15 protein-coding genes are annotated in these 18,702 nt (G+C 59.9%); 9 read left to right on the top strand and 6 right to left on the bottom strand.

Annotation, left to right across the window (positions count from 1 at the left end; all coding sequences use genetic code 11):
• Positions 1-133: 133 nt before the first annotated feature.
• From NE851_RS33470 to NE851_RS33430, 9 genes are all read left to right on the top strand, one after another.
• Positions 134-1,564, top strand: a complete 1,431-nt coding sequence (locus NE851_RS33470) for a glycoside hydrolase family 15 protein (protein ID WP_254962643.1) — start codon at positions 134-136, stop codon at positions 1,562-1,564.
• 96 nt (positions 1,565-1,660) lie between these two features.
• Entirely contained in the window at positions 1,661-3,532 is a 1,872-nt protein-coding gene (locus NE851_RS33465) for a GMC oxidoreductase (RefSeq protein WP_254962641.1), read from the top strand.
• Positions 3,533-3,628: 96 nt separating this feature from the next.
• Positions 3,629-4,747 (top strand): ferritin-like domain-containing protein, encoded by a 1,119-nt coding sequence (locus NE851_RS33460; protein WP_028757367.1) that lies wholly within the window; start codon positions 3,629-3,631, stop codon positions 4,745-4,747.
• Complete coding sequence (locus NE851_RS33455; RefSeq protein WP_028757366.1) at positions 4,744-5,232, top strand: hypothetical protein; 489 nt, start codon at positions 4,744-4,746, stop codon at positions 5,230-5,232. Before NE851_RS33460 ends, NE851_RS33455 begins: the two co-directional genes overlap by 4 nt.
• 38 nt (positions 5,233-5,270) lie before the next feature.
• Entirely contained in the window at positions 5,271-6,209 is a 939-nt protein-coding gene (gene iolE / locus NE851_RS33450; protein WP_028757365.1) for a myo-inosose-2 dehydratase, read from the top strand.
• Between the two features lie 128 nt (positions 6,210-6,337).
• Positions 6,338-7,354, top strand: a complete 1,017-nt coding sequence (locus NE851_RS33445) for a sugar phosphate isomerase/epimerase family protein (RefSeq protein WP_183906276.1) — start codon at positions 6,338-6,340, stop codon at positions 7,352-7,354.
• Between the two features lie 88 nt (positions 7,355-7,442).
• Positions 7,443-8,267 (top strand): MBL fold metallo-hydrolase, encoded by an 825-nt coding sequence (locus tag NE851_RS33440; RefSeq protein WP_028757363.1) that lies wholly within the window; start codon positions 7,443-7,445, stop codon positions 8,265-8,267.
• 142 nt (positions 8,268-8,409) lie between these two features.
• Positions 8,410-10,065: an alpha-keto acid decarboxylase family protein gene (locus tag NE851_RS33435; protein ID WP_063474095.1), complete on the top strand. Its 1,656-nt coding sequence runs from the start codon at positions 8,410-8,412 to the stop codon at positions 10,063-10,065.
• A 161-nt stretch (positions 10,066-10,226) separates the two neighbouring features.
• Positions 10,227-10,907, top strand: coding sequence for a redoxin domain-containing protein (locus NE851_RS33430; RefSeq protein ID WP_063474094.1), 681 nt, complete (start codon positions 10,227-10,229; stop codon positions 10,905-10,907).
• A 68-nt stretch (positions 10,908-10,975) separates the two neighbouring features.
• Here the strand turns inward: NE851_RS33430 and NE851_RS33425 are convergent, their stop codons facing one another.
• The 6 genes from NE851_RS33425 to NE851_RS33400 all read right to left on the bottom strand — a co-directional run bounded on the left by NE851_RS33425 (position 10,976) and on the right by NE851_RS33400 (position 18,685).
• On the bottom strand, positions 10,976-11,677 hold the full coding sequence (locus NE851_RS33425; protein ID WP_254962635.1) for an HpcH/HpaI aldolase family protein: 702 nt from the start codon (positions 11,675-11,677) through the stop codon (positions 10,976-10,978).
• Positions 11,678-11,692: 15 nt separating this feature from the next.
• The gene (locus tag NE851_RS33420; protein WP_254962632.1) at positions 11,693-12,496 is read right to left on the bottom strand and encodes an SDR family NAD(P)-dependent oxidoreductase; all 804 of its coding nucleotides are present in this window, start codon (positions 12,494-12,496) and stop codon (positions 11,693-11,695) included.
• Between the two features lie 9 nt (positions 12,497-12,505).
• Positions 12,506-14,182, bottom strand: a complete 1,677-nt coding sequence (locus NE851_RS33415) for a hydantoinase B/oxoprolinase family protein (protein ID WP_254962630.1) — start codon at positions 14,180-14,182, stop codon at positions 12,506-12,508.
• Positions 14,183-14,193: 11 nt separating this feature from the next.
• Positions 14,194-16,257: a hydantoinase/oxoprolinase family protein gene (locus NE851_RS33410; protein WP_183904378.1), complete on the bottom strand. Its 2,064-nt coding sequence runs from the start codon at positions 16,255-16,257 to the stop codon at positions 14,194-14,196.
• Positions 16,258-16,448: 191 nt separating this feature from the next.
• Positions 16,449-17,387, bottom strand: a complete 939-nt coding sequence (gene nac / locus NE851_RS33405) for a nitrogen assimilation transcriptional regulator NAC (RefSeq protein WP_047616805.1) — start codon at positions 17,385-17,387, stop codon at positions 16,449-16,451.
• Positions 17,388-17,476: 89 nt separating this feature from the next.
• Entirely contained in the window at positions 17,477-18,685 is a 1,209-nt protein-coding gene (locus tag NE851_RS33400; RefSeq protein ID WP_254962626.1) for an aspartate transaminase, read from the bottom strand.
• Positions 18,686-18,702: the final 17 nt, after the last annotated feature.

Below are 18,702 nucleotides of genomic sequence, written 5' to 3'. Positions count from 1 at the left end.
GGTCGTTGGCGTCGGCTTTTGACGTGAAACCGTAAATACGCAGCCCGAAAATTATCGAAAAACCGCATCGCCACCGGTCCGGAACATTTTTGGATCTGGTCCCGGCAGTCTCAACCGATTTTGGAGTCAGTCAATGACAGTTGCGCTTTGGAGTCAGTCAATGACAGGTGCCAACCCGGCCCATATCGGCGCCAATGCGCCTACGGTCAAACCGCGGCCTGCCTTCGCGCAGACCGATCTGGTCGCATTGTCGCGCTATTTTTCTCTGCTGATGATGCGCAACATCACAAGCGATGGCTATGTCATCGAGGATCCGGCATCGCCGGGCGTCTTTTCGGCCCCGGGCTGCGTCATCGCCGCACCCTCCTATCCCGCGAACACGCCGGGTGTCGACCAGGACTATGTTTTCAATTGGGTCCGCGACGGGGCCATTACGGCCATCGAAATCGCGCTTGCTGGCTTGCTGCCCGTTCCGGGCGGGGTTTTGCCGAGCCTGGTCGACTACGTGAATTTCGCCGCGCTCTGCCAGGCGAATGCGCAGAATTCCGCGACCGTCACACTTGGTCACGCCTGCTTCACCATTACCGGCGAGGTTCGTCCGTGGTCGGAGCAGAATGACGGACCGGCCATTCAGTCGATTGCGATCCTGACCTTGTTCGATCAGCTGGATGGCGCCACGCAGACGATCGCCAAACAATTGGTCGAGACCAACCTCTCTTATCTTCTCGAAGTTTACCAGAACAAGACCACCAATCTCTGGGAGGAATATGAAGGCTATTCCTTTTTTGCAAGATCCGTACAGCTGCGCTTTTTCCGGGAAATTTCCGCAAACACGATCGGTGTTGCGGTGCCTGCCGGGGTGACTGACGCCATCTCCTGGCTGGAAAGCCAGTTGGCCACCCACTGGAACGGGCAGCTCTATGTGAGCATTCTGGATGCCGCGGAGCAAGCCGGTTACGACGCGAACATCGATATCGTCTCGGCGGTCTGCTATGGCGGGAGCGAGCCGACCGACACCAAGCTTCTGGCAACGGCGGCCATCCTGCGGCGCCAGTGGGCCGATCCTTCGTCTTCGAACTATTACCCGATCAATGGCGCCGACGCGGCCAAAGGGCTTGGACCACTCTTCGGGCGCTATCCAGGCGATCATTACGATGGCGATGTGGCGGCCCCGGTGGTCGGCGGGCATCCCTGGGCTCTGTGCACCGCCAACTTCGCCGAGTTTCAATATCGGCTTGCCAATGCCATCGAGGCCAGCGGCGCCATCCCCCTCGATCAGTTCTCCGAACCCTTCTTCGCGGAACTGGGACTTGGCGCATCCAGCAGCGCCGCCGACGCCTCAGCTGCCTTGCGGGCTTCGTCTGACGTCATGCTGCGCGCCATCGTCTACCACAGCGATCACTATGAACTGAGCGAACAGTTCGATGGAACCGTTGGCTACGAGAAAAGCGTCCGGAACCTGACCTGGAGCTACGCCTCCTTTCTCTCGGCGGTCAGAGCCCGCTCCGCCGCCGCCCCCGCCGCCAAGTCCAAACCCCGAAACTCCCGCGGCCCGAGATCATGACGACGTCAGGCTGTCCGGTCTGAAATCTCGATTGAGTGCAGAACCGCATGATCCGCAAAGCCTGATGCGGCTTTCCGGGAATAATGGAGGACCAAAGTGCTTTTTCCCCTTGAATCCGCGATAAAAGCCGATGCCAAGACCGTCGCAGCGTCTGGCGACTACGATATCGTGATTGTCGGCAGTGGCATTTCCGGAGCAATCATTGCCAAGCAGGCTGCCGAAGCGGGCAAGCGTGTCCTTATCCTTGAAGCCGGAACCGGTGCCAACAGCACACTGTCAGGCTATGACAATCTGCTGACGACTTTCTATTCGGCAGCCTCCAAGGACAACCAGTCGCCCTTTCCGCTGAATGCGAACGCGGCCATGCCCCGCAGCCCGCAGCTTCGCAAGCTGCGGGCGGGGGAAACCGATAGCTCGACCTATATCGTTCAATCCGGCCCTTATGTCAGCGATACGACATATACCCGTATTTTCGGCGGAACGACCATGCACTGGGAGGCGAAAACGCCTCGCCTGCTTCGCTCGGACTTCAAGACGCGCACCATTTTCGGCCAAGGGTTGGACTGGCCGCTGAGCTTTGAGGAAGTCGAAGATGATTACCGCCTGGCCGAGCGGGAAATCGGTGTATCGGCAGATGTCGAAGATCAGCAATATCTGGGGCAGACCTTCCCGGACGACTATGTCTTTCCCATGCGCGGCCTGCCGCTTTCCTATCTGGATCAGCAGGTCAACAAGGGCATCGAAGGCACCAGTGTCGAACTTTACGACAAGACCTATCCCCTGAAGGTCAGGCCCTATCCGCAGGGGCGTAACAGCATACCAAACCCGGCCCATGACGGCGGGAAAGGCTACCGTCCCATCGGAGCCGTCGATACGCATCAGGTCGAAGAGGGCGGTCGCTGCCAGGGCAACACCAACTGCGTACCGCTCTGTCCCGTGCAAGCGCGTTACCACTCCGGCAAAACGCTTGCCAAGGCGTTCGCAGTAAACGGGAAAAGCGGCGAGCGGCTTGTCGAACTATTGCCGCAGGCGGTCGCATCGAAGGTCAACATCGATCCGGATAGCGGGAAAGTCCACTCTCTCGAGGTCAAGATTTACAAGGATCCGGCCTCACCTGCTCACGAGACCATCACCGTGAAGGGCAAGGTTTTCGTGCTTGCGGCAGGCGCCATCGAAACGGCGCGTCTCATGCTTGCCTCCGGCCTGCGCAGCACCAGCGGTCTTGTCGGACGCAATCTGATGGACCACGCCTATCTGCTGAACTGGGCGCTGATGCCGGAAATCTGCGGCACGATGCGCGGAACCAGTTCGACGGGCGGTATCGTGGACCTGCGCGACGGCCCTTTCCGGGAAAGGCAAGCCGCCTTCGCCATCGATATCCATAACGACGGCTGGGGCTGGGCCACGGGTGCGCCGACTTCCGACCTTCTCAAACTGGTGGATGATCGCAACCTCTACGGGGCGGATCTTCGGCGCGGCATGATCGACCAGGTTTCGCGGCAGTTGCTGCTGGCATTCATGATCGAGGTCATGCCCGTCGAAAGCAACCGCATCGCGGTGGATCCGCAATATACCGATGCTCTGGGCAATATGCGGCCCATCCTGTCCTTCACGGTTCCGGAATATACCATGAAGGGTGCCGCCTATGGCCGCCAGTTTGCGCGCACCGTCTTCACGCGTCTGGGCGCGCAGGATCATACCCAATACGACCCCAGCGATTTCGGCTATGTGGCCTATGAGGGGCAAGGCTATGCGATCCGCGGCGGCAATCATCTGGCCGGGACCCATATCATGGGAACGACGAAGACCAATTCCGTCGTGGACAAGAACCAGCGCAGCTGGGACCACGAAAACCTCTATCTCGTGGGCGGCGGCAGCATGCCGACGATCGGCACGGCCAATGTCACCTTGACGCTGGCCGCCATGTGCTTCCGAAGCGGCCGCGACATTCTGAAGTCTCTGCATTGAACGAAGACCGGCATCCGCTGTGCGGAACGAACAGATGGCCTCGCAAGCGACACGAAGCCGGCCTGTGAACCCAACTTATCTTTCATGGAGCTTGAGATGTATTCCGCCAGTATTAAGACGCTCGATGAGCTGAAAGAATTTCTCTACCGGGCGATGCAGCTCGAACATGCGACGATTCCGCCTTATCTGACGGCGCTTTACTCGATCAAGCCCGGCGTCAATCAGGATGCGACCCAGGTTCTGCGCGTGATCGTCGTGGAAGAAATGCTGCATCTGACCATCGCGGCCAATATTCTCAACGCCATCGGCGGCACGCCGGATCTTGTCAGGCCGGACTTCGTAGCCCGCTATCCCGCCGCCCTGCCGGACGGCGAGACGGATTTCAAGGTCGGCATCCAGGCTTTCGGCCGTGAGGCGCTGGCGACTTTCCTGAAAATCGAGCGGCCGGCCCAGCGTCCTGAACATCTCGTCGGCAAGGGCCTGATATATCGCAAAACTCCTCCTGATATCACCGCGCTTGCCAGCCATCCGAGCCATGAGGACCTACATTTCTTCAGTATTGGCGAGTTCTACTCAGCCATCGCGGACGGCATCAAATACCTGGAAGCCGAAGCGCATGGGGCGGGCACAACCATATTTACCGGCGACAGATCGCGCCAGATCACCTCGGAATATTATTACTCCGGCGGCGGCGAGCTGTTTCCGGTGACCGATCTGAAAAGCGCGTTGGAAGCCATCGATCTCATCATCGAACAGGGCGAGGGCGACGGTGGCGGTATCTACGACGATGACGACCACGAACTGGCCCATTACTATCGTTTCGAGGAACTGGTCAAAGGCCGCTACTACCAGAAGGGCGACCAGCCCGGCCACCCCACAGGTCCTGAGTTGCAGGTCGATTGGGAAGGCGCGTATCCCATAAAAAAGAACCTAAAAGTGGGGGACATACTCGAAGGCTCGGAACTGCGTGGGGCGGCGATCGCCTTCAACACGCGCTACGGCGAATTTCTCCAGCTTTTGACGCGTGCCTATAACGGCCAGCCGACCCTGCTGCTGGAAGCCGTTCCGATGATGTTCGAATTCCGCAACATGATCCTCGAACTCATCCGCAATCCCCTGCCGCAACATCCCGGTAAGAACGGCAGCCCCACCTATGAGATCCCCGGCGCCATCAAACAGCCAGCCACCACCCGGCAGGCGGAGGTAAACGCATGAGCAACCGTTTCGAGGCATTTCTGGGTCTTTCCGGCGAATTGACGGCCTTCTCCCACTTTGATCTCCTGGGAACAGGCCTGGCGGACCGCTATCTCGTCACGCTCGACAAGGTGGTCGGCGGCGAGATCGTCGACGCGCTGCTGGCCGCCTTCGCCGCCCTGCCACCCCCGGAAGGTGAGGTCCGCATCCAGGCGGTGCGCACGACCATTCTGGGCAATGAATTGCTCGGAGACGTGGCCCGTGCGCTGATCAAGCTCTGGTATTCCGGCACCTGGTTCGAGCTGTCCTCCGCCTGGACGGAGCGCTTTGGCCCCAGGCCTGCGAATATCACCTTCGTCGTTTCTCCCGATGCCTATGTCGAGGGTCTGCTCTGGAAGGCGATCGGAGCCCACCCTGCAGGCGCCAAGGGGCCGGGTTTCGGCTCCTGGGCCTTTCCGCCGAAAATTCCGGCTTTTTCCGGCTCTCGATTCCAAAACCTGACCTGACGCCACTTCCGTTTGTCTTCAAGAACTGGATCATTGCCATGACGACACATCTGCATCGACTGACACCTGCTAAAGTCTGGCTCGGTGTCATCCCCACGCTCTGGTGGAATGACGATTTCATCAATATCGACATCGGCATCCCCTACGAGCAGGCTCTGAGTGAAATGGCGCTCGCCGGCTATGTCGGATGCGGCGTCGGCCACAAATATCCGACGGACCCGAAAATATTGCGGCCTGTCCTCGAACTCAGGGGATTGCGGATTTCCGAGCCCTGGGTGAGCACCTACTTCACCATCAATGCGATGAAGCGTCATACGCTTGATAATGTCGATGCTCAGCTCGACTTCCTCGAAGCCATGGAAGGAGGCAGCGACGATCCGCGCAGGGCCGACCTGGTCGTTTCCGAGTTTGGCGGAGCGGTCAATCCGCTTCCTGTCGCCCTGTTTCCGAATTGCCCCGATTTCTCCGATGACCAGTGGAAACGGCTGATCGAAGGCCTGCATGAGGCCGGAGAGAAAGCCAGAGCGCGTAACCGCCGGCTCTGCTATCACCCGCATCTAGGGACCGGGGTGATGAATACGGAAGCAATCCACCGGCTCATGGACGAGACGGATCCTCGCCTGGTCAACATGCTTCTCGATACTGCGCACCAGGCGGCTGCCGGTGTCGATCCGCTGGCGCTGGCCAGAAAATATGCCCACCGCATCAAGCATGTTCATCTGAAGGACATTCGCGCCGAGGTGGTTACGACGATTCACAAAGAAGGATTGTCCTTCCAGCAAGGGATCGAGGCGGGGATCTTCACCGTCCCGGGTGACGGCTCCATAGGGACCTTTCCAGAAATCCTCGATGCGTTGGCCGAGGCGGATTTCGCCGGTTGGATCTGCGTCGAGGCAGAGCAGGACCCAGCCAAGGCCAATCCGCTGCAATACGCGAAAATGGGCCGCGAATATCTGCGCAAGCTGCTCGGATGGTAGCCCGGCGCGGACCGTTTGTTTCAGCCCGATGGCGATGTGAAGGAGGCGGGCAGGGATCTCGCTTCATGACGGTGTCGGGCGGGACATCATCCTGAACCACGCATGACTGGATAGCGACAGCTGGAGCGATGAAGATGGAAGAGGCACGCAGACGAGAGATATATTTCAGCTTCTTTATGTTTACAGCCGATTTGAGGCCGAACGACGCCGGCTATACCCAGGTTCTTGTCCGACATCTGAAAGCGCTGACCGAGATCGGCTACACCGGCTTCGATGTGCATATCGCCCCAGGACCTGCCAACGTCGGTCATCACGCTGAGGTCGAAAGCTATATCAGCCTCAAGAGGGCGTTCGATCGGGCCGGTTTCCGGGATGTGAAGTTCACAACCAATGTGGGGACCACGCGAACCTTCGATCCGACCTCGCCCTATGAGGACCAGCGCAGGCAGGCGCTGTCCTATCTCAAATCCCGCGTCGACATCACCTCGGTGCTGGGCGGGGAGAATACGATCATGTCGGGGCCGTTCCTGTACCCCTATGGCATCTTTCCACTGACGGATGACGGCGAAGGGATCTGGAGCGACGTGCTTCAGGATTGGATGAAGCCACGATACGCGGCGGCCGCCTCCATCTTCCGGGAATTGGCGCAATATTCTGCGGAGAAGCGGGTGAAGCTCGCCATCGAACCGGTCAAGAATTGGGAAACGCCCGGGCCGACCATGGTCTCGGAAGCGCTGGACTTTCTCGAAAGCGCCGACATTCCGGTCGGGGGCGTCACGATCGATACAGCCCAGGTCGTCATGGAAAGCCAGGGACCGGCCATCTTCAGGAAAAATGTCGCCCGTGCCGTACAGCAGAGTCGGCTGAATTACGTTCACATCTCGGCGCCGGACCGGGGCGCTGTCAGAGATAGCTGGATTCCCTGGGAGATCATGCTGGACGAAATCGAGCCGGTCTATTCCGGCCCCTATCTCGTTGAAGTCTTCAACGCGATTCCACCCTTCGAGAGTTCGATGCGAATGACGCGCAGACGCTTCTGGCGGCCCGGTGAGGACGCGCCGGAGGCAGACGTCGACAGCGCCTACGACGTTGCGCGCGCGGCCCTGAAGACATTGGAGGAGAAACTCGCGTCCCGCGGCCGTTGATCTCATCCGTGATGGCGCTCGGGCGCAGATGTTGTGCCCGAGTGAACTTCAAATCTCAGCAAACGACCTTTCAATCAGGGAGATACCGATGGTCACGCAATTGCCGGATCCCATTAAAATCGTCAGGCGAGCAGGCGATGTCCGTATTCATACTTTCATTTCAGCTTTCACGGCTGACAATATCGCCAATGCAACGCACATCATCGAAAGCAGGAACAAGCTTGTTCTCGTCGATGGGCAATTCCTCGTTCCCTATGCCCTGCAATTCAGGGAATATGCCAACAGTATCGGCAAGAAGATCGACCGGATCTATCTGTCGCACAGACACCCCGACCATTGGTTCGGCCTGGGAGCCGCATTCAGCGATATTCCGATTTATGCATTGCCGAAAACCATAGAGTTCCTGCAGCAGCATGGGGAAGATTCCCTGAATGACCACTGGAAATTGGGCAATCTCGCTCCGAAGAGCTTGATCATTCCCGAAAGAGCTGTCCGCGCCGGCGAGGAAATCATCGACGGAGTCAAATACCTATTTGATGAAGTCGTCGATACGGAGATCGATTTTCTTCTCACCATAGGTCTTCCGGACGTGGGCGTTTTTATTGCGCAAGACCTGATCTACAGCGGAACGCACCTTTATCTGACGAAATACATGGAGCATTGGATTGGGATTTTGCAGGGTATGCTGCTGTCCGACTATGACCTGTTCCTTCCCGGTCACGGCTTTCCGGCTGACAAAAACGAGGTTGCCAAAAATATAGAGTATTTGTCCGTCGCCCTGGAGGCCGCCGGCAACGGACTCACCAATGACGCTTTCAAGCGCTTCCTGCTGGAAAGATTTCCCGAGCGGAAATGCCCCGGCATATTCGACATATACGTACCGCGCTTATTCGATAACGCGAGCGAGTTCTAGCGCATCGGCCCGAAAATCGGAATCGATTTTCGGAAAGAACGATGCGTAGATTCAAAGTGTTAGAGCTGTCCTTTGTGCGTCCGAAAGGACGCACGGCACTCTAATATCCGTCAATTGTCGTCAACAGGGGAGCCGTTGGAACATGGGCGACACATACACGGTTGGACAATATCTGGTCGACAGACTTCGCGAACTGGGCCTGGGGCACCTGTTTTCCGTAGCAGGCGATTATTCGATCGAATGGGTGAACAGTTATGTCGAGAAAAGCGATATAAAGGTCATCGAAGAGGCGAATGAACTGAATGCCGGTTATGCGGCTGACGGCTATGCCAGACTGAAAGGAATTGGCGCTCTGTGCGTCACCTATTCCGCAGGCTCGCTTTGCGCAACAAATGCGATCGCCGGATCCTACGTCGAGAAAGTGCCGGTCGTTCTGATCAACGGTGCGCCCAGCATCAAGAAAACGCTGACGTTCGAACAAACCGGCTACAGTTCGCATCACTTCATCAGCGGCCGGGAAACGGATCTTCAGGTATTCGAATACATCACCGCCGCTGCCGTCCGCATCGACAGCCCTCATCTTGCGCCAATGCTCATAGATTATGCGCTGACGCAGTGCATCACGGAAAGACGTCCGGTCTATATCGAGTTGCTGGAGGATATGGTGGACCTGGGATGTACGCGCCCGTCGAATGCCTTAAAAGCGGCGCCTGTTATATCCGACGAGAACAGTCTCAATCAGTCGATCGCGCAAATCAGCGAAAGATTGCAAAACGCCACCCGACCGCTGATCTGGGTCGGTGTCGAGATCGACCGGTTTGGCCTTCACGACCAGGCGGAGCGGCTCATCCGGGACCTCAAAATTCCCTACGTGACCGAGCTTTTGAGCAAGGCCATTCTATCGGAAGACGATGTACAATTTGCCGGGGTGTTCGATGGCAAATCGTCATCACCCTATGTCCAGTCTTTGGTCAAAGACTCCGACTTCGTATTGGCACTGGGCGTCTGGTTGACTGATATCAATGATTTGGGCTGGCCTATCGATCTCGATAAAACCGCATTCGCCTCCTGGGAGACCGTGAAATATGGCACGATCTTCAACGCACAGGTTTCGCTGGCGGATCTCGTCAACGGCTTGATTGACAAAAGGCTGACGTGCAAAGGCCAAAGTCTTCCGGTGAAACCGGCCCGGCAACTGCCGGTCGTCAATCCGGCAGGCGAAATTACCTATCAGGGCTTCTACGATTTCATTCAGCCGCAGATCGACGGAAATACCATCGTTGGTGCCGACGCGAGTTTGAATTATTTCGGGAGCCTGCTTCTTGAAGTGGGTGCTCGCCGCGGTTTCATCGTGCAATCATCCTATTCGGCGATCGGTTATATCGGTCCGGCCGCAACCGGGGTTTCGCTGGCGAAGCAAAATCAACAAAGGCTACTGGTCTTTGCGGGGGATGGCGGGTTTCAGATGACCGCTCAATGCCTCTCGACACAAACCCGTTTCAATCTCAACCCGATCATCTTTGTGATGGACAACGGCATTTATGGCGTGGAGCAATGGCTTGCCGACGCATCGGTTTTCCATGGCGACAAACCGTTCTACAATTCCTGCATCCTGCACCAGTGGAATTACAGCAAGCTGGCAGAGGTCTTTGGCTGCCAAGGCTGGAAAGTGGGCACCTATGGCGAACTGAGGGAGGCCATAAACGGCGCCAAAGAAAACCTGAACAGTCCGTCCATCATCCAGGTCGTCGTGCCGCAGCGATCGATCCCCGACAATGCGAACTGGAAAGCAAATTAGAATGGGCATAGGAGAGTTCAGCGCTTTAGTGGGCGGAACGGCAGATGGCATGCCTAACCACCTTCGGTGACCTCAACATCGAGCGCTGGGCCTTCTGGCCACAAGTGGTATAGTTCAATTTCGGTCGTCCGACCTAGACGATACGACAAAGGAACTGTTCCATGGGAGACCAGAAACGCCCGCTGCAACCTGGAGAAACCGCTCCCGCATTCGCGCTCGCCACGGCCAACTTCGACGGAACGGTCTCTTTCGCCGACTTGAGCGGTCGCCCGTTCGTGATCGGGTTCTTTCGCGGGCTGCACTGCCCGTTCTGCCGGCGTCAGTTGGAACAGCTTGCCGGCGTACAGCCGACGCTACGCGCCGCCGGGGTGGAGACCGTCGCCGTTATCAACACGCCGGTGGAACGTGCCCGCCTGTATTTCCGCCACCGGCCAACGCCAATAACACTTCTATGCGACCCGGATTGCCGCACGCATCGGGCCTACGGTGTGCCGCATGCCGAGTTCCTGCCCGATGGGAGTTGCGAGCAGCCCGAATGGCCCTATCGTACAACGATGGAACAGTTCCTGGCGGCACGCATCAACCCCACGGACGAATTGCCGGAACCGCTGCACCCGATGGAGGCCAACACGATACTCAACGCCAAGGATCGGTTTGAGCTTGACGAAGCCGACAATGAGATCTTCGCGAACCACGCGACCCAACTCGTCGGGCACTTCCTGGTCAATGCGAACGGCACCATCGGCTGGGCACAAATCGAGGCGCTCGACGGACCGAACAGCCTCTCCATCTTCCCGACCGCGGCAGAGATCATCGCGGCCGCTGGCAGCCTTGGACGCTGACCTGCGGTGAACCGTCCGATAGCATCTCAGTAGCAAAAGATCGAATGGTGGAAGCCCAATTCCGCCCGCTATCGCGTGAGTGTCTGCCTGATGCCGGCAATCCCGCGGCGCAGGAAGGGATCGGTGTGGACGTAGAACAACTGGACCCCCTTCTGCAGCCAATGAGGCAATTCGTCGGAGGTGGCGAGCGTGCCTGCAATCTTGCCTGCTGCACGAATCTTGTCGACGGCGACCGCGACCTTATCCATCACTGCTTCGGGACGCGGCTCGCCGAAGGGCGGAGCCGGCGGATAACCCATATTCTGCGAGAGATCGCCGGGGCCGATGAAGAAGACGTCAATGCCATCGACCTTCAGCATTTCGTCGAGATTGTCGATGGCATCCACCGTCTCGATCATCGCCACCACCAGGCGCTTGTCGAAGTCGGACGGAAGAGCGTAACGAACGGTATCGACGATGGCGCGCGCCTGTTCGGCCGTGTCCACCATCGGGACCATGATCCCATCGGCGCCCGCATTCAGGTAGCGGATAATGATCGGGCGCTCGTGCGAATGCGGCCGAATGATCGCCGCCCCGCCGACGGAGCGGACGATCTGCGCGGTCATGCGCACATCCTCGAAACTCCAGCTTCCGTGCTCGCAGTCGACGAAGACGGAATCGGCGCCGAGCTCCACCAGCCGGGCTGCCAGGCCCGACGATACGTGATGCGGCGTATACATGGTGACTGCCTCGCCTGCCAACAGTCGCGCGCGCAACTTCGCTCCGTTCATCGATGTCTCCCAATTCTACTTTTTCGGCATATCCGGCGTGTCGGCCGGCGCTCCGACCCACCGCGCAATTTCGATATCCGCTGACGTGTCCCGCATGAATGTCGGGCAGATGTGAAGCTCGGGGATCACAGCGCTCTTGTTCAGGCTGGCGCAGAGGACGGTCGCACGGGCGACGTCATGAGGATCCATCATGACGGCACGTTCCTCCTGCAGAGGTGGGCGCGCGCGATTGTCCATGATCGGCGTATTCGTCTCGCCGGGCAGGATCGTCGTCGCCCGGATCCCCTGATTGCGATAGGTGTTGTGCAGGAAGGTCATGAAGTTCTTCACGCCGGCCTTGGCCGCACCATAGGCCGCGCCGCCGAGCAGGTTGGGGTTGATCACGGCAAGCGACGAGACCGTGATGATCGTCCCCTCGCCCTTAGCGATCATGTCCGGAAGGACCGCCTGGGTCAGGTTGAAGACGGCCGTCAGATTGACGTTGATGGTGGAGGTCCACTCGGCCTCGCTCAAGAACCGCGCGTTCAGCACCTTGCTTGCGCTGCCGGCATTGTTCACCAGGATGTCGACGGGTCCGACGCTATCCTTGATCCACTTCACGGCCGCAAAGATCTCTTCACGCGTCTCGATATCGAGTGCTCGCATGACGGCCTTGCCACCCGCCTCTTCGATCAAGGCCGCCACCTCGCGCAGCGGTTCGATCCGCCGCCCGGTCAGCACGACGGTGGCCCCGTCCTTGGCCAGCAGCAGGGCGGTCTCGCGACCGATCCCGGAGCCGGCTCCCGTCACCAGAGCGATTTTTCCTTGAAGACGTCCCATATCTTTCCCCTATTCGGCCGCAGCAGCGATCGGGCCAGAATAGCCGTAAATTTCCCGCGCGGCCTTCGCTGTGATCAGGTTCTCGGCAAGATCCTGCTCGATGAGCGCCCGCGAACGATCACTCGCCAATCCCCAACCGCCGCCGCCAGGCGTCTCTACCTCGAGGCGCTGGCCGGTCTTCAGGACCACCTTGCCCTTTGGGAACTGAGGCTTGCCGTCCTTCGAGACCTTTCCGGCCGATCCGCTCTGCCCTTCGACGACGCCGAAGCAGGGATGTCGGACACGCTCGGAGGCGAGATAGATGTTCATCGGGCTCCTGCCGAGGTTGCGGAGCACGACACGCTGGCCGAGGCCGCCGCGATGTTTACCTGCGCCGCCGGAGTCGGCGATCAGTTCCTTCCGCTCGGTCAGCACGGGCACGGCAACCTCGAACATCTCGATGGCCGTTACCTTGCAGTTCGAGGGGAAGCTCAGCGTGTCCAGGCCGTCGAGCTCAGCGCGCGCGCCCTGCCCGCCGTGGAAATTCTGAACGGACCCATATTGTGTACCGTCATTGCGCTGACCGACGCAATTGGCGGCCCAGATCGGAGCGCCGCCGCTGTCGCCCATCACCTTATCGGGCACGACGCCTTCGAGCGCCTTGAAGATCAGCGAAGGAATGACGTGCCCGATCAGGTTTCGCGAATTGCCCGCCGTCCATTGCTGCGGATTGAGAATGCAGCCGAGCGGCGCCTCGTCAGTGATCGGGACGATGCAGCCCTCGTTGTTCGGCGTCTCGGGATCGAGCAGGCACTTCAGAGCATAGACCGAATGGGCGTAGCGATAGTTCGTCCGGCAGTTGATCGAGTGCAGAACCTGGTCGGAGGTGCCGGTGTAATCGACATGAACAGAGTCGTCCTTGATGATGACCGAAGCCTTCAGCGTCACGTCGACATCGTAACCGTCGAGCAGAACCTCGGCCGCGTAGCTGCCATTCGGCCATTCCCGGATCGCCTTGCGGGTCTGCGCTTCGGAGCGGGAATGAATGGCAGCGGCCAGGCCTTCGACATCGTCGAGACCATACTCGTCCAGGAATTTGACGAGTTCGCGGCCCATGACGTTGTTGGCGGCGATCATCGATTCGAGATCGCCCCGCACCTCTGTCGGAAGGCGGACCGAGGCTTCGATGATATCGAAGACGTCCTGGTTCGGAACGCCTGATTTCAGCAGCTTGACGATCGGGAAGCGGATGCCTTCCTCGTAGATGTCGCTTGCTTCGGAATGCAGAGGCGCCCCGCCGATATCGGGAAGATGGGCGATGGAGCCGGCATAGGCGACGACCTTGCCGTTCTTGAAGATCGGCGTGATCATCGTGACATCGGGAAGATGGCCGGTGCCGATCTCCGGATCGTTGGTCGCCAGCACGTCGCCCTCTTCGAGCCTGTCGGCCGGAAACTTCGGCAGGAAATAGTTCTGGGCGGCAGCCGGGAGCGAGGTGATGAAGACCGGGATCGACCAGGTGCATTGCGCCAGCGCCCGTCCCTTGCTGTCGAGGAGTACAGTCACGTAATCGTGGTTCTCGCGGACGATCGGCGAGAATGCCGTCTTGCCGAGAACGTTGTCGGCCTGGTCCGCGATGAAGATCAGGCGGTTCCACATGACCTGAAGATTGATCGGGTCGTTGAAATCGGTGGCGGGTTTCGACATCAGAGTACCCCTTAGTGAATGTTGATCACGAGGTTGCCATGGGCATCCACATGGAAGACGCCGCTCGGGCCGACGACCGCGGTCGATTCACGCTGCTCGACGATTGCCGGACCCTTGACCTCTTCGCCGACGGGAAGCTTGTAATGGTCGTAGACCGCAGTCTCGGCAAAGCCGCCGATCTCCTGAAAATAGACCTTTCGGCTGCCCTTCTTCGCGTCGGCAACGACGGTCTCGTGCGGGCGCGTGACCTGATCCTTTTCGCCGCCGGCGCGCAGCCGCCAGGTGATGACCTCCAGCGGAGCGGCAACGGTACGGCCGAACAGTTCGCGGTAGAGCTTGAAGAAGTTGCCGCGAAGCTCGCTAAGGAATTCCTCCTTCGGCAGGGTCCGGTCGGGCAGAGCCACGGTGATTTCATGGCCCTGGCCGACATGGCGCATGTCGACGGTGTAGCGGTTGCTGATCGTATCCTTCGGGACGCCCGCTGCCGACACGACTTCGGCGCCCTGGGCCGATAGCTCGTCCAGCAGGCGGTTCATGGCGCCGACATCCCAGGCGTCGAGCACCATCGGATGGCTTGCGGAAAGATCGACGGCCACGGGCGCGATCAACAGGCCGATCGCCGAACTGACGCCAGCACCGGTCGGGCAGATGATGCGGGAAATGCCAAGCTTGCGGGCGATGCCATAGGCGTGCACCGGGCCGGCGCCACCGAAGGCGACCATCGGCAGCGAACGGGGATCGACGCCGAGATCGGTCGCATGCATGGCGGCCGCCTTGCTCATGGATTCGTTGACGAGGTCATGGATGCCCCATGCGCAGCGCTCGACCGAGACCTCGAGCGAGGCGGCAAGTTTGGCCATCGCCTCGTGAGCTGCTTCTCTGGAAACCTTGAACGACCCGCCGACGAAGGATTCGGTGCCCATATATCCAAGCAGGATGTCGGCATCCGTGACGGTCGGCTGGGTGCCGCCGCGCTGGTAGGCGGCCGGTCCAGGCATGGCGCCTGCGGAGTGAGGGCCGACATCGAGCAGGCCGAGAGGGTTCTTGGCCGCGATCGAGCCGCCACCCGCGCCGATCTCGATCATCTGGATTGACTGGATCTTCAGCGGGAAACCGGATCCCTTGCGGAAACGCTGATAATGGGCGACCTCGAGATCGGTCCCGACATTTGGCTCACCGTCCGGGATCAGGCAGAGCTTTGCGGTCGTGCCGCCCATGTCGAAGGACAGGACGCTCGCCTCGCCTGCCGTGCGGCCGAACTCTGCGGCAGCCACCGCACCCGCCGCCGGGCCTGACTCGATCAGGCGCACCGGCAGTTCCGCGGCACGCCGGCTCGGCACCAGTCCGCCCGAGGATGTCATCCACAGGACCTGGCGGTCGATGCCCTTCGCTGCGAATTCACGCTGCAGATGGGCGACGTGGCCGGCCATTTGCGGCCTCGTATAGGCATTGACGACAGTCGTCGACGCGCGGTCGAACTCGCGCATTTCAGGGCAGACTTCGGAGGAGAGCGAGACGAAGATATCGGGGTCTTCTTCGCGCAGCAGCGCTGCGACGCGCTGCTCGTGCTGCGGATATTTATAGGCATGGAGAAGGCAGACGGCGACGGAGCGAATGCCCTTCTCCTTCAGGCGACCGGCAATCTCGCGCACCGTCTCTTCCTTGAGTTCGGTCATGACGGAACCGTCGGCGGCGATCCGCTCCTTGGCGCCGAAGCTGTTTGCGCGGGTGACCAGCGGGTCGGGATATTTGATGTTCAGGTCGTAGAGGTCGTAGCGCCCTTCGTTACGGATTCGCAGCATGTCCTGGAAACCGTCGGTGGTGACGAAGCCGGTCTCGACGCCCTTGCGCTCGAGCACGGCGTTGGTGACGACGGTGGTGGCGCCCAGCACCTGCAGTTGGTCGATGGCGATGGTGCCGGCGAATTTTTCCAGCAATTCGGACACACCCTGCACGACGGCTTCAGCCGGGTTCTTCGGCGTGCTCAGGACCTTGTGAAGGTGGAGGTCGCCCCTGTCATCCAGGAGCGCGAAGTCGGTAAAGGTACCACCCGTGTCGAAAGCCAGTTTTGCCATGTTGTCCTCGAAGCGACTGTTCGGCGCGGCAGGCGCCGCTATGCGGATCCGATGCCCGGACCCGATGTCTGCTTGAAGGTTAGGGGAATGCCCGGCGCGTTGGCTAACACAACTACAGTCTGCCGCTATAGGGTTTGCTTATGGCGGGCGGCGGTCAGCCGTCGGACTGCCGCTGCGAGGAGCAGCTCGGGCTAGGCGGGCTTGATTCCCTGGTGATGACTGCTCATCAGTTTGCCGACGACATCAAGCAGAACCGACCGTGCGGCGATGGCGGGCTCCGACAAGGGAAGATGATCTGCGACGCAGAGCGACACGGTCGCGTCGATCACCGGCTTGGTCAGTGCCCGCACCTGCGCGCCTGAGAAGATCGCCGTCTCCGTCACCACCGAAGCCGGGAGAATGGTCGATCCAAGCCCTTCGAGCACAGCCGCGCTGAGGGCCGGAACGGACTCGATTTCCGAGACGACCTCAGGTGTCGCTCTGGCTCTCGCCAGCGCGTCGTCGATCAGCCGGCGCAGCAGATGGGCCTTGCTGGGAAGAAGCAGCGGGATCTCCTGGAGGGCGGCAAGCGGAAGCGGCGCGCTGCTATCCCCGGGGAGTTCGATGCCCGGCGGCGAGACGAGGAACATTTCCTCGCGGAACAATGGCTGCAGGGTAACGCCTTTGATCGGCGCAGCAGCATAGATCAGCGCCATATCCATCTTGCCCGTCATGATCAGTTCGCTGAGGATCTGGCCGAAACTGTCATTGATGTGGACGACGATATGGGGATGCCTCGCCTTCATCTCCTTGAGGATCGGCAGCGACAAGGCGCTTGACGAGGAATAGGTCGCAAGGCCGATCGAGACGCGGCCCGCCACCGATTTGGCGGACTGATCGATGTCGACCTGAGCCTGCTCGATCTGCTTCAACATCAGTTGCGCATGCCGATAGAGGATGAGCCCTGCCTCCGTCGGCGCAATGCCGACATTGCTGCGGATGAGAAGCTTGTGCTTGAAGTGCGCCTCCAGAGCGGCGATCTGCTGCGACAACGCCGGCTGGGCCGTCCTCAGAAGGCTTGCCGCGCGCGATACGCTGCCCGTATCGACGATCTTTACGAAGCTCTTCAGTTTGCGGAAATCGACGCTCATGGTCACCGGCTTGTTGTTTCATGCAAAACGTAAAGCCTGCAGCCGGAGGGACGCAAGTCCCAGTCGCAAGTCCCACTGGCCTTTCGCGGTTAACGCAGCTCGGCAACAGCCCGTTCGATGCGGTCGCATGCTTGGGTGATCGCCTCCATCGACGTCGCAATCGACAGGCGGAAATGCGGCGATACGCCGTAGGCAGCCCCCTGCAGCGCCGCGACCCCGACGCCGTCGAGCAGATAGAGCACAAAATCGAGATCCGTCTCGATCGTCTTGCCTTCAGGAGTCTTCTTGCCGATGACGCCGGCGCAGTTCGGAAACAGATAGAAGGCCCCGTCCGGCACGAGGCAGGAGAGGCCGGGCACGGCATTCAGCCGTGCGCACGCATAATCCCGGCGTTCCTTATAGACCTTGACGCTTTCGGCGACGAATGCCTGGTCCGAAGACAGCGCATAGGCGGCCGCCGCCTGACTGACCGACGACGGGCAGGACGACATCTGCGACTGCAGCTTGTTGATGGCGGCGATGAATGCGGCCGGACCCGCCCCGTAGCCGATACGCCATCCGGTCATGGCGTAGGACTTGGAGACGCCGTTGGTGAGCAGAACACGCTCCTTCAGTTCCGGGACGGCGGCAACCAGCGTCGTCATCGGCTCGTCCTTGAACCAGACCTGGTCGTAGATATCGTCTGACAGCACGAAGACATGGGGATGGCGCAGCAGCACCTCGCCGAGGGCTTCGAGTTCGCGCCGGTCATAGGCGGCACCCGTCGGATTGGACGGCGCGTTGAGGACCAGCCATAGGGTCTTCGGCGTGATCGCCTTTTCCAAAGCTTCGGGCGTCAGCTTGAAGCCGGTTTCCTGCGGGCATTCGACGATGACCGGTTTGCCTTCGTTGGCGATGACCATATCGGGATAGGAAACCCAGTAGGGTGCGGGAATGATCACCTCGGCGTCGTTTTCGACGCTCGCCATCAGCGCGAGAAACAGAATCTGCTTGGCGCCGCCGCCGACGCAAATTTCGTCGTCGGCATAGCTGAGGCCGAGCCGGCGCTTGAAATCGCCAATGATTGCCTTGCGCAGCGCCGGCGTGCCGTTGACGGCGGTGTATTTCGTTTCGCCCCTGTCGATGGCGGCGTGCGCTGCGGCCTTGATGTTGTCAGGCGTGTCGAAGTCCGGCTCGCCGACCGTCAGGTCGACGATGTCGCGACCCGCCGCCTTCAGCTCGCGCGCCCGGGCGGCCGCAGCCGTGCTTGGCGAAACCTTGATTCTGGACACACGTGATGCAGGCACAAAGGTGCTCATGGGAATTTCCTCGCTTA

This window comes from Rhizobium anhuiense bv. trifolii (assembly GCF_024346605.1).
In the GTDB taxonomy this organism is placed as follows: domain Bacteria; phylum Pseudomonadota; class Alphaproteobacteria; order Rhizobiales; family Rhizobiaceae; genus Rhizobium; species Rhizobium anhuiense.
This window is presented reverse-complemented; position numbering and strand designations above follow the sequence as displayed.

Excerpts from the sequence above, each read along its gene's own strand:
- NE851_RS33400 (WP_254962626.1), bottom strand. The coding sequence starts at position 18,685 with ATGAGCACCTTTGTGCCTGCATCACGTGTGTCCAGAATCAAGGTTTCG.
- nac (WP_047616805.1), bottom strand. The coding sequence starts at position 17,387 with ATGAGCGTCGATTTCCGCAAACTGAAGAGCTTCGTAAAGATCGTCGAT.
- NE851_RS33430 (WP_063474094.1), top strand. The coding sequence starts at position 10,227 with ATGGGAGACCAGAAACGCCCGCTGCAACCTGGAGAAACCGCTCCCGCA.
- NE851_RS33420 (WP_254962632.1), bottom strand. The coding sequence starts at position 12,496 with ATGGGACGTCTTCAAGGAAAAATCGCTCTGGTGACGGGAGCCGGCTCC.
- NE851_RS33455 (WP_028757366.1), top strand. The coding sequence starts at position 4,744 with ATGAGCAACCGTTTCGAGGCATTTCTGGGTCTTTCCGGCGAATTGACG.
- NE851_RS33470 (WP_254962643.1), top strand. The coding sequence starts at position 134 with ATGACAGTTGCGCTTTGGAGTCAGTCAATGACAGGTGCCAACCCGGCC.
- NE851_RS33445 (WP_183906276.1), top strand. The coding sequence starts at position 6,338 with ATGAAGATGGAAGAGGCACGCAGACGAGAGATATATTTCAGCTTCTTT.
- NE851_RS33435 (WP_063474095.1), top strand. The coding sequence starts at position 8,410 with ATGGGCGACACATACACGGTTGGACAATATCTGGTCGACAGACTTCGC.
- NE851_RS33440 (WP_028757363.1), top strand. The coding sequence starts at position 7,443 with ATGGTCACGCAATTGCCGGATCCCATTAAAATCGTCAGGCGAGCAGGC.
- NE851_RS33415 (WP_254962630.1), bottom strand. The coding sequence starts at position 14,182 with ATGTCGAAACCCGCCACCGATTTCAACGACCCGATCAATCTTCAGGTC.
- iolE (WP_028757365.1), top strand. The coding sequence starts at position 5,271 with ATGACGACACATCTGCATCGACTGACACCTGCTAAAGTCTGGCTCGGT.
- NE851_RS33410 (WP_183904378.1), bottom strand. The coding sequence starts at position 16,257 with ATGGCAAAACTGGCTTTCGACACGGGTGGTACCTTTACCGACTTCGCG.
- NE851_RS33425 (WP_254962635.1), bottom strand. The coding sequence starts at position 11,677 with ATGAACGGAGCGAAGTTGCGCGCGCGACTGTTGGCAGGCGAGGCAGTC.
- NE851_RS33460 (WP_028757367.1), top strand. The coding sequence starts at position 3,629 with ATGTATTCCGCCAGTATTAAGACGCTCGATGAGCTGAAAGAATTTCTC.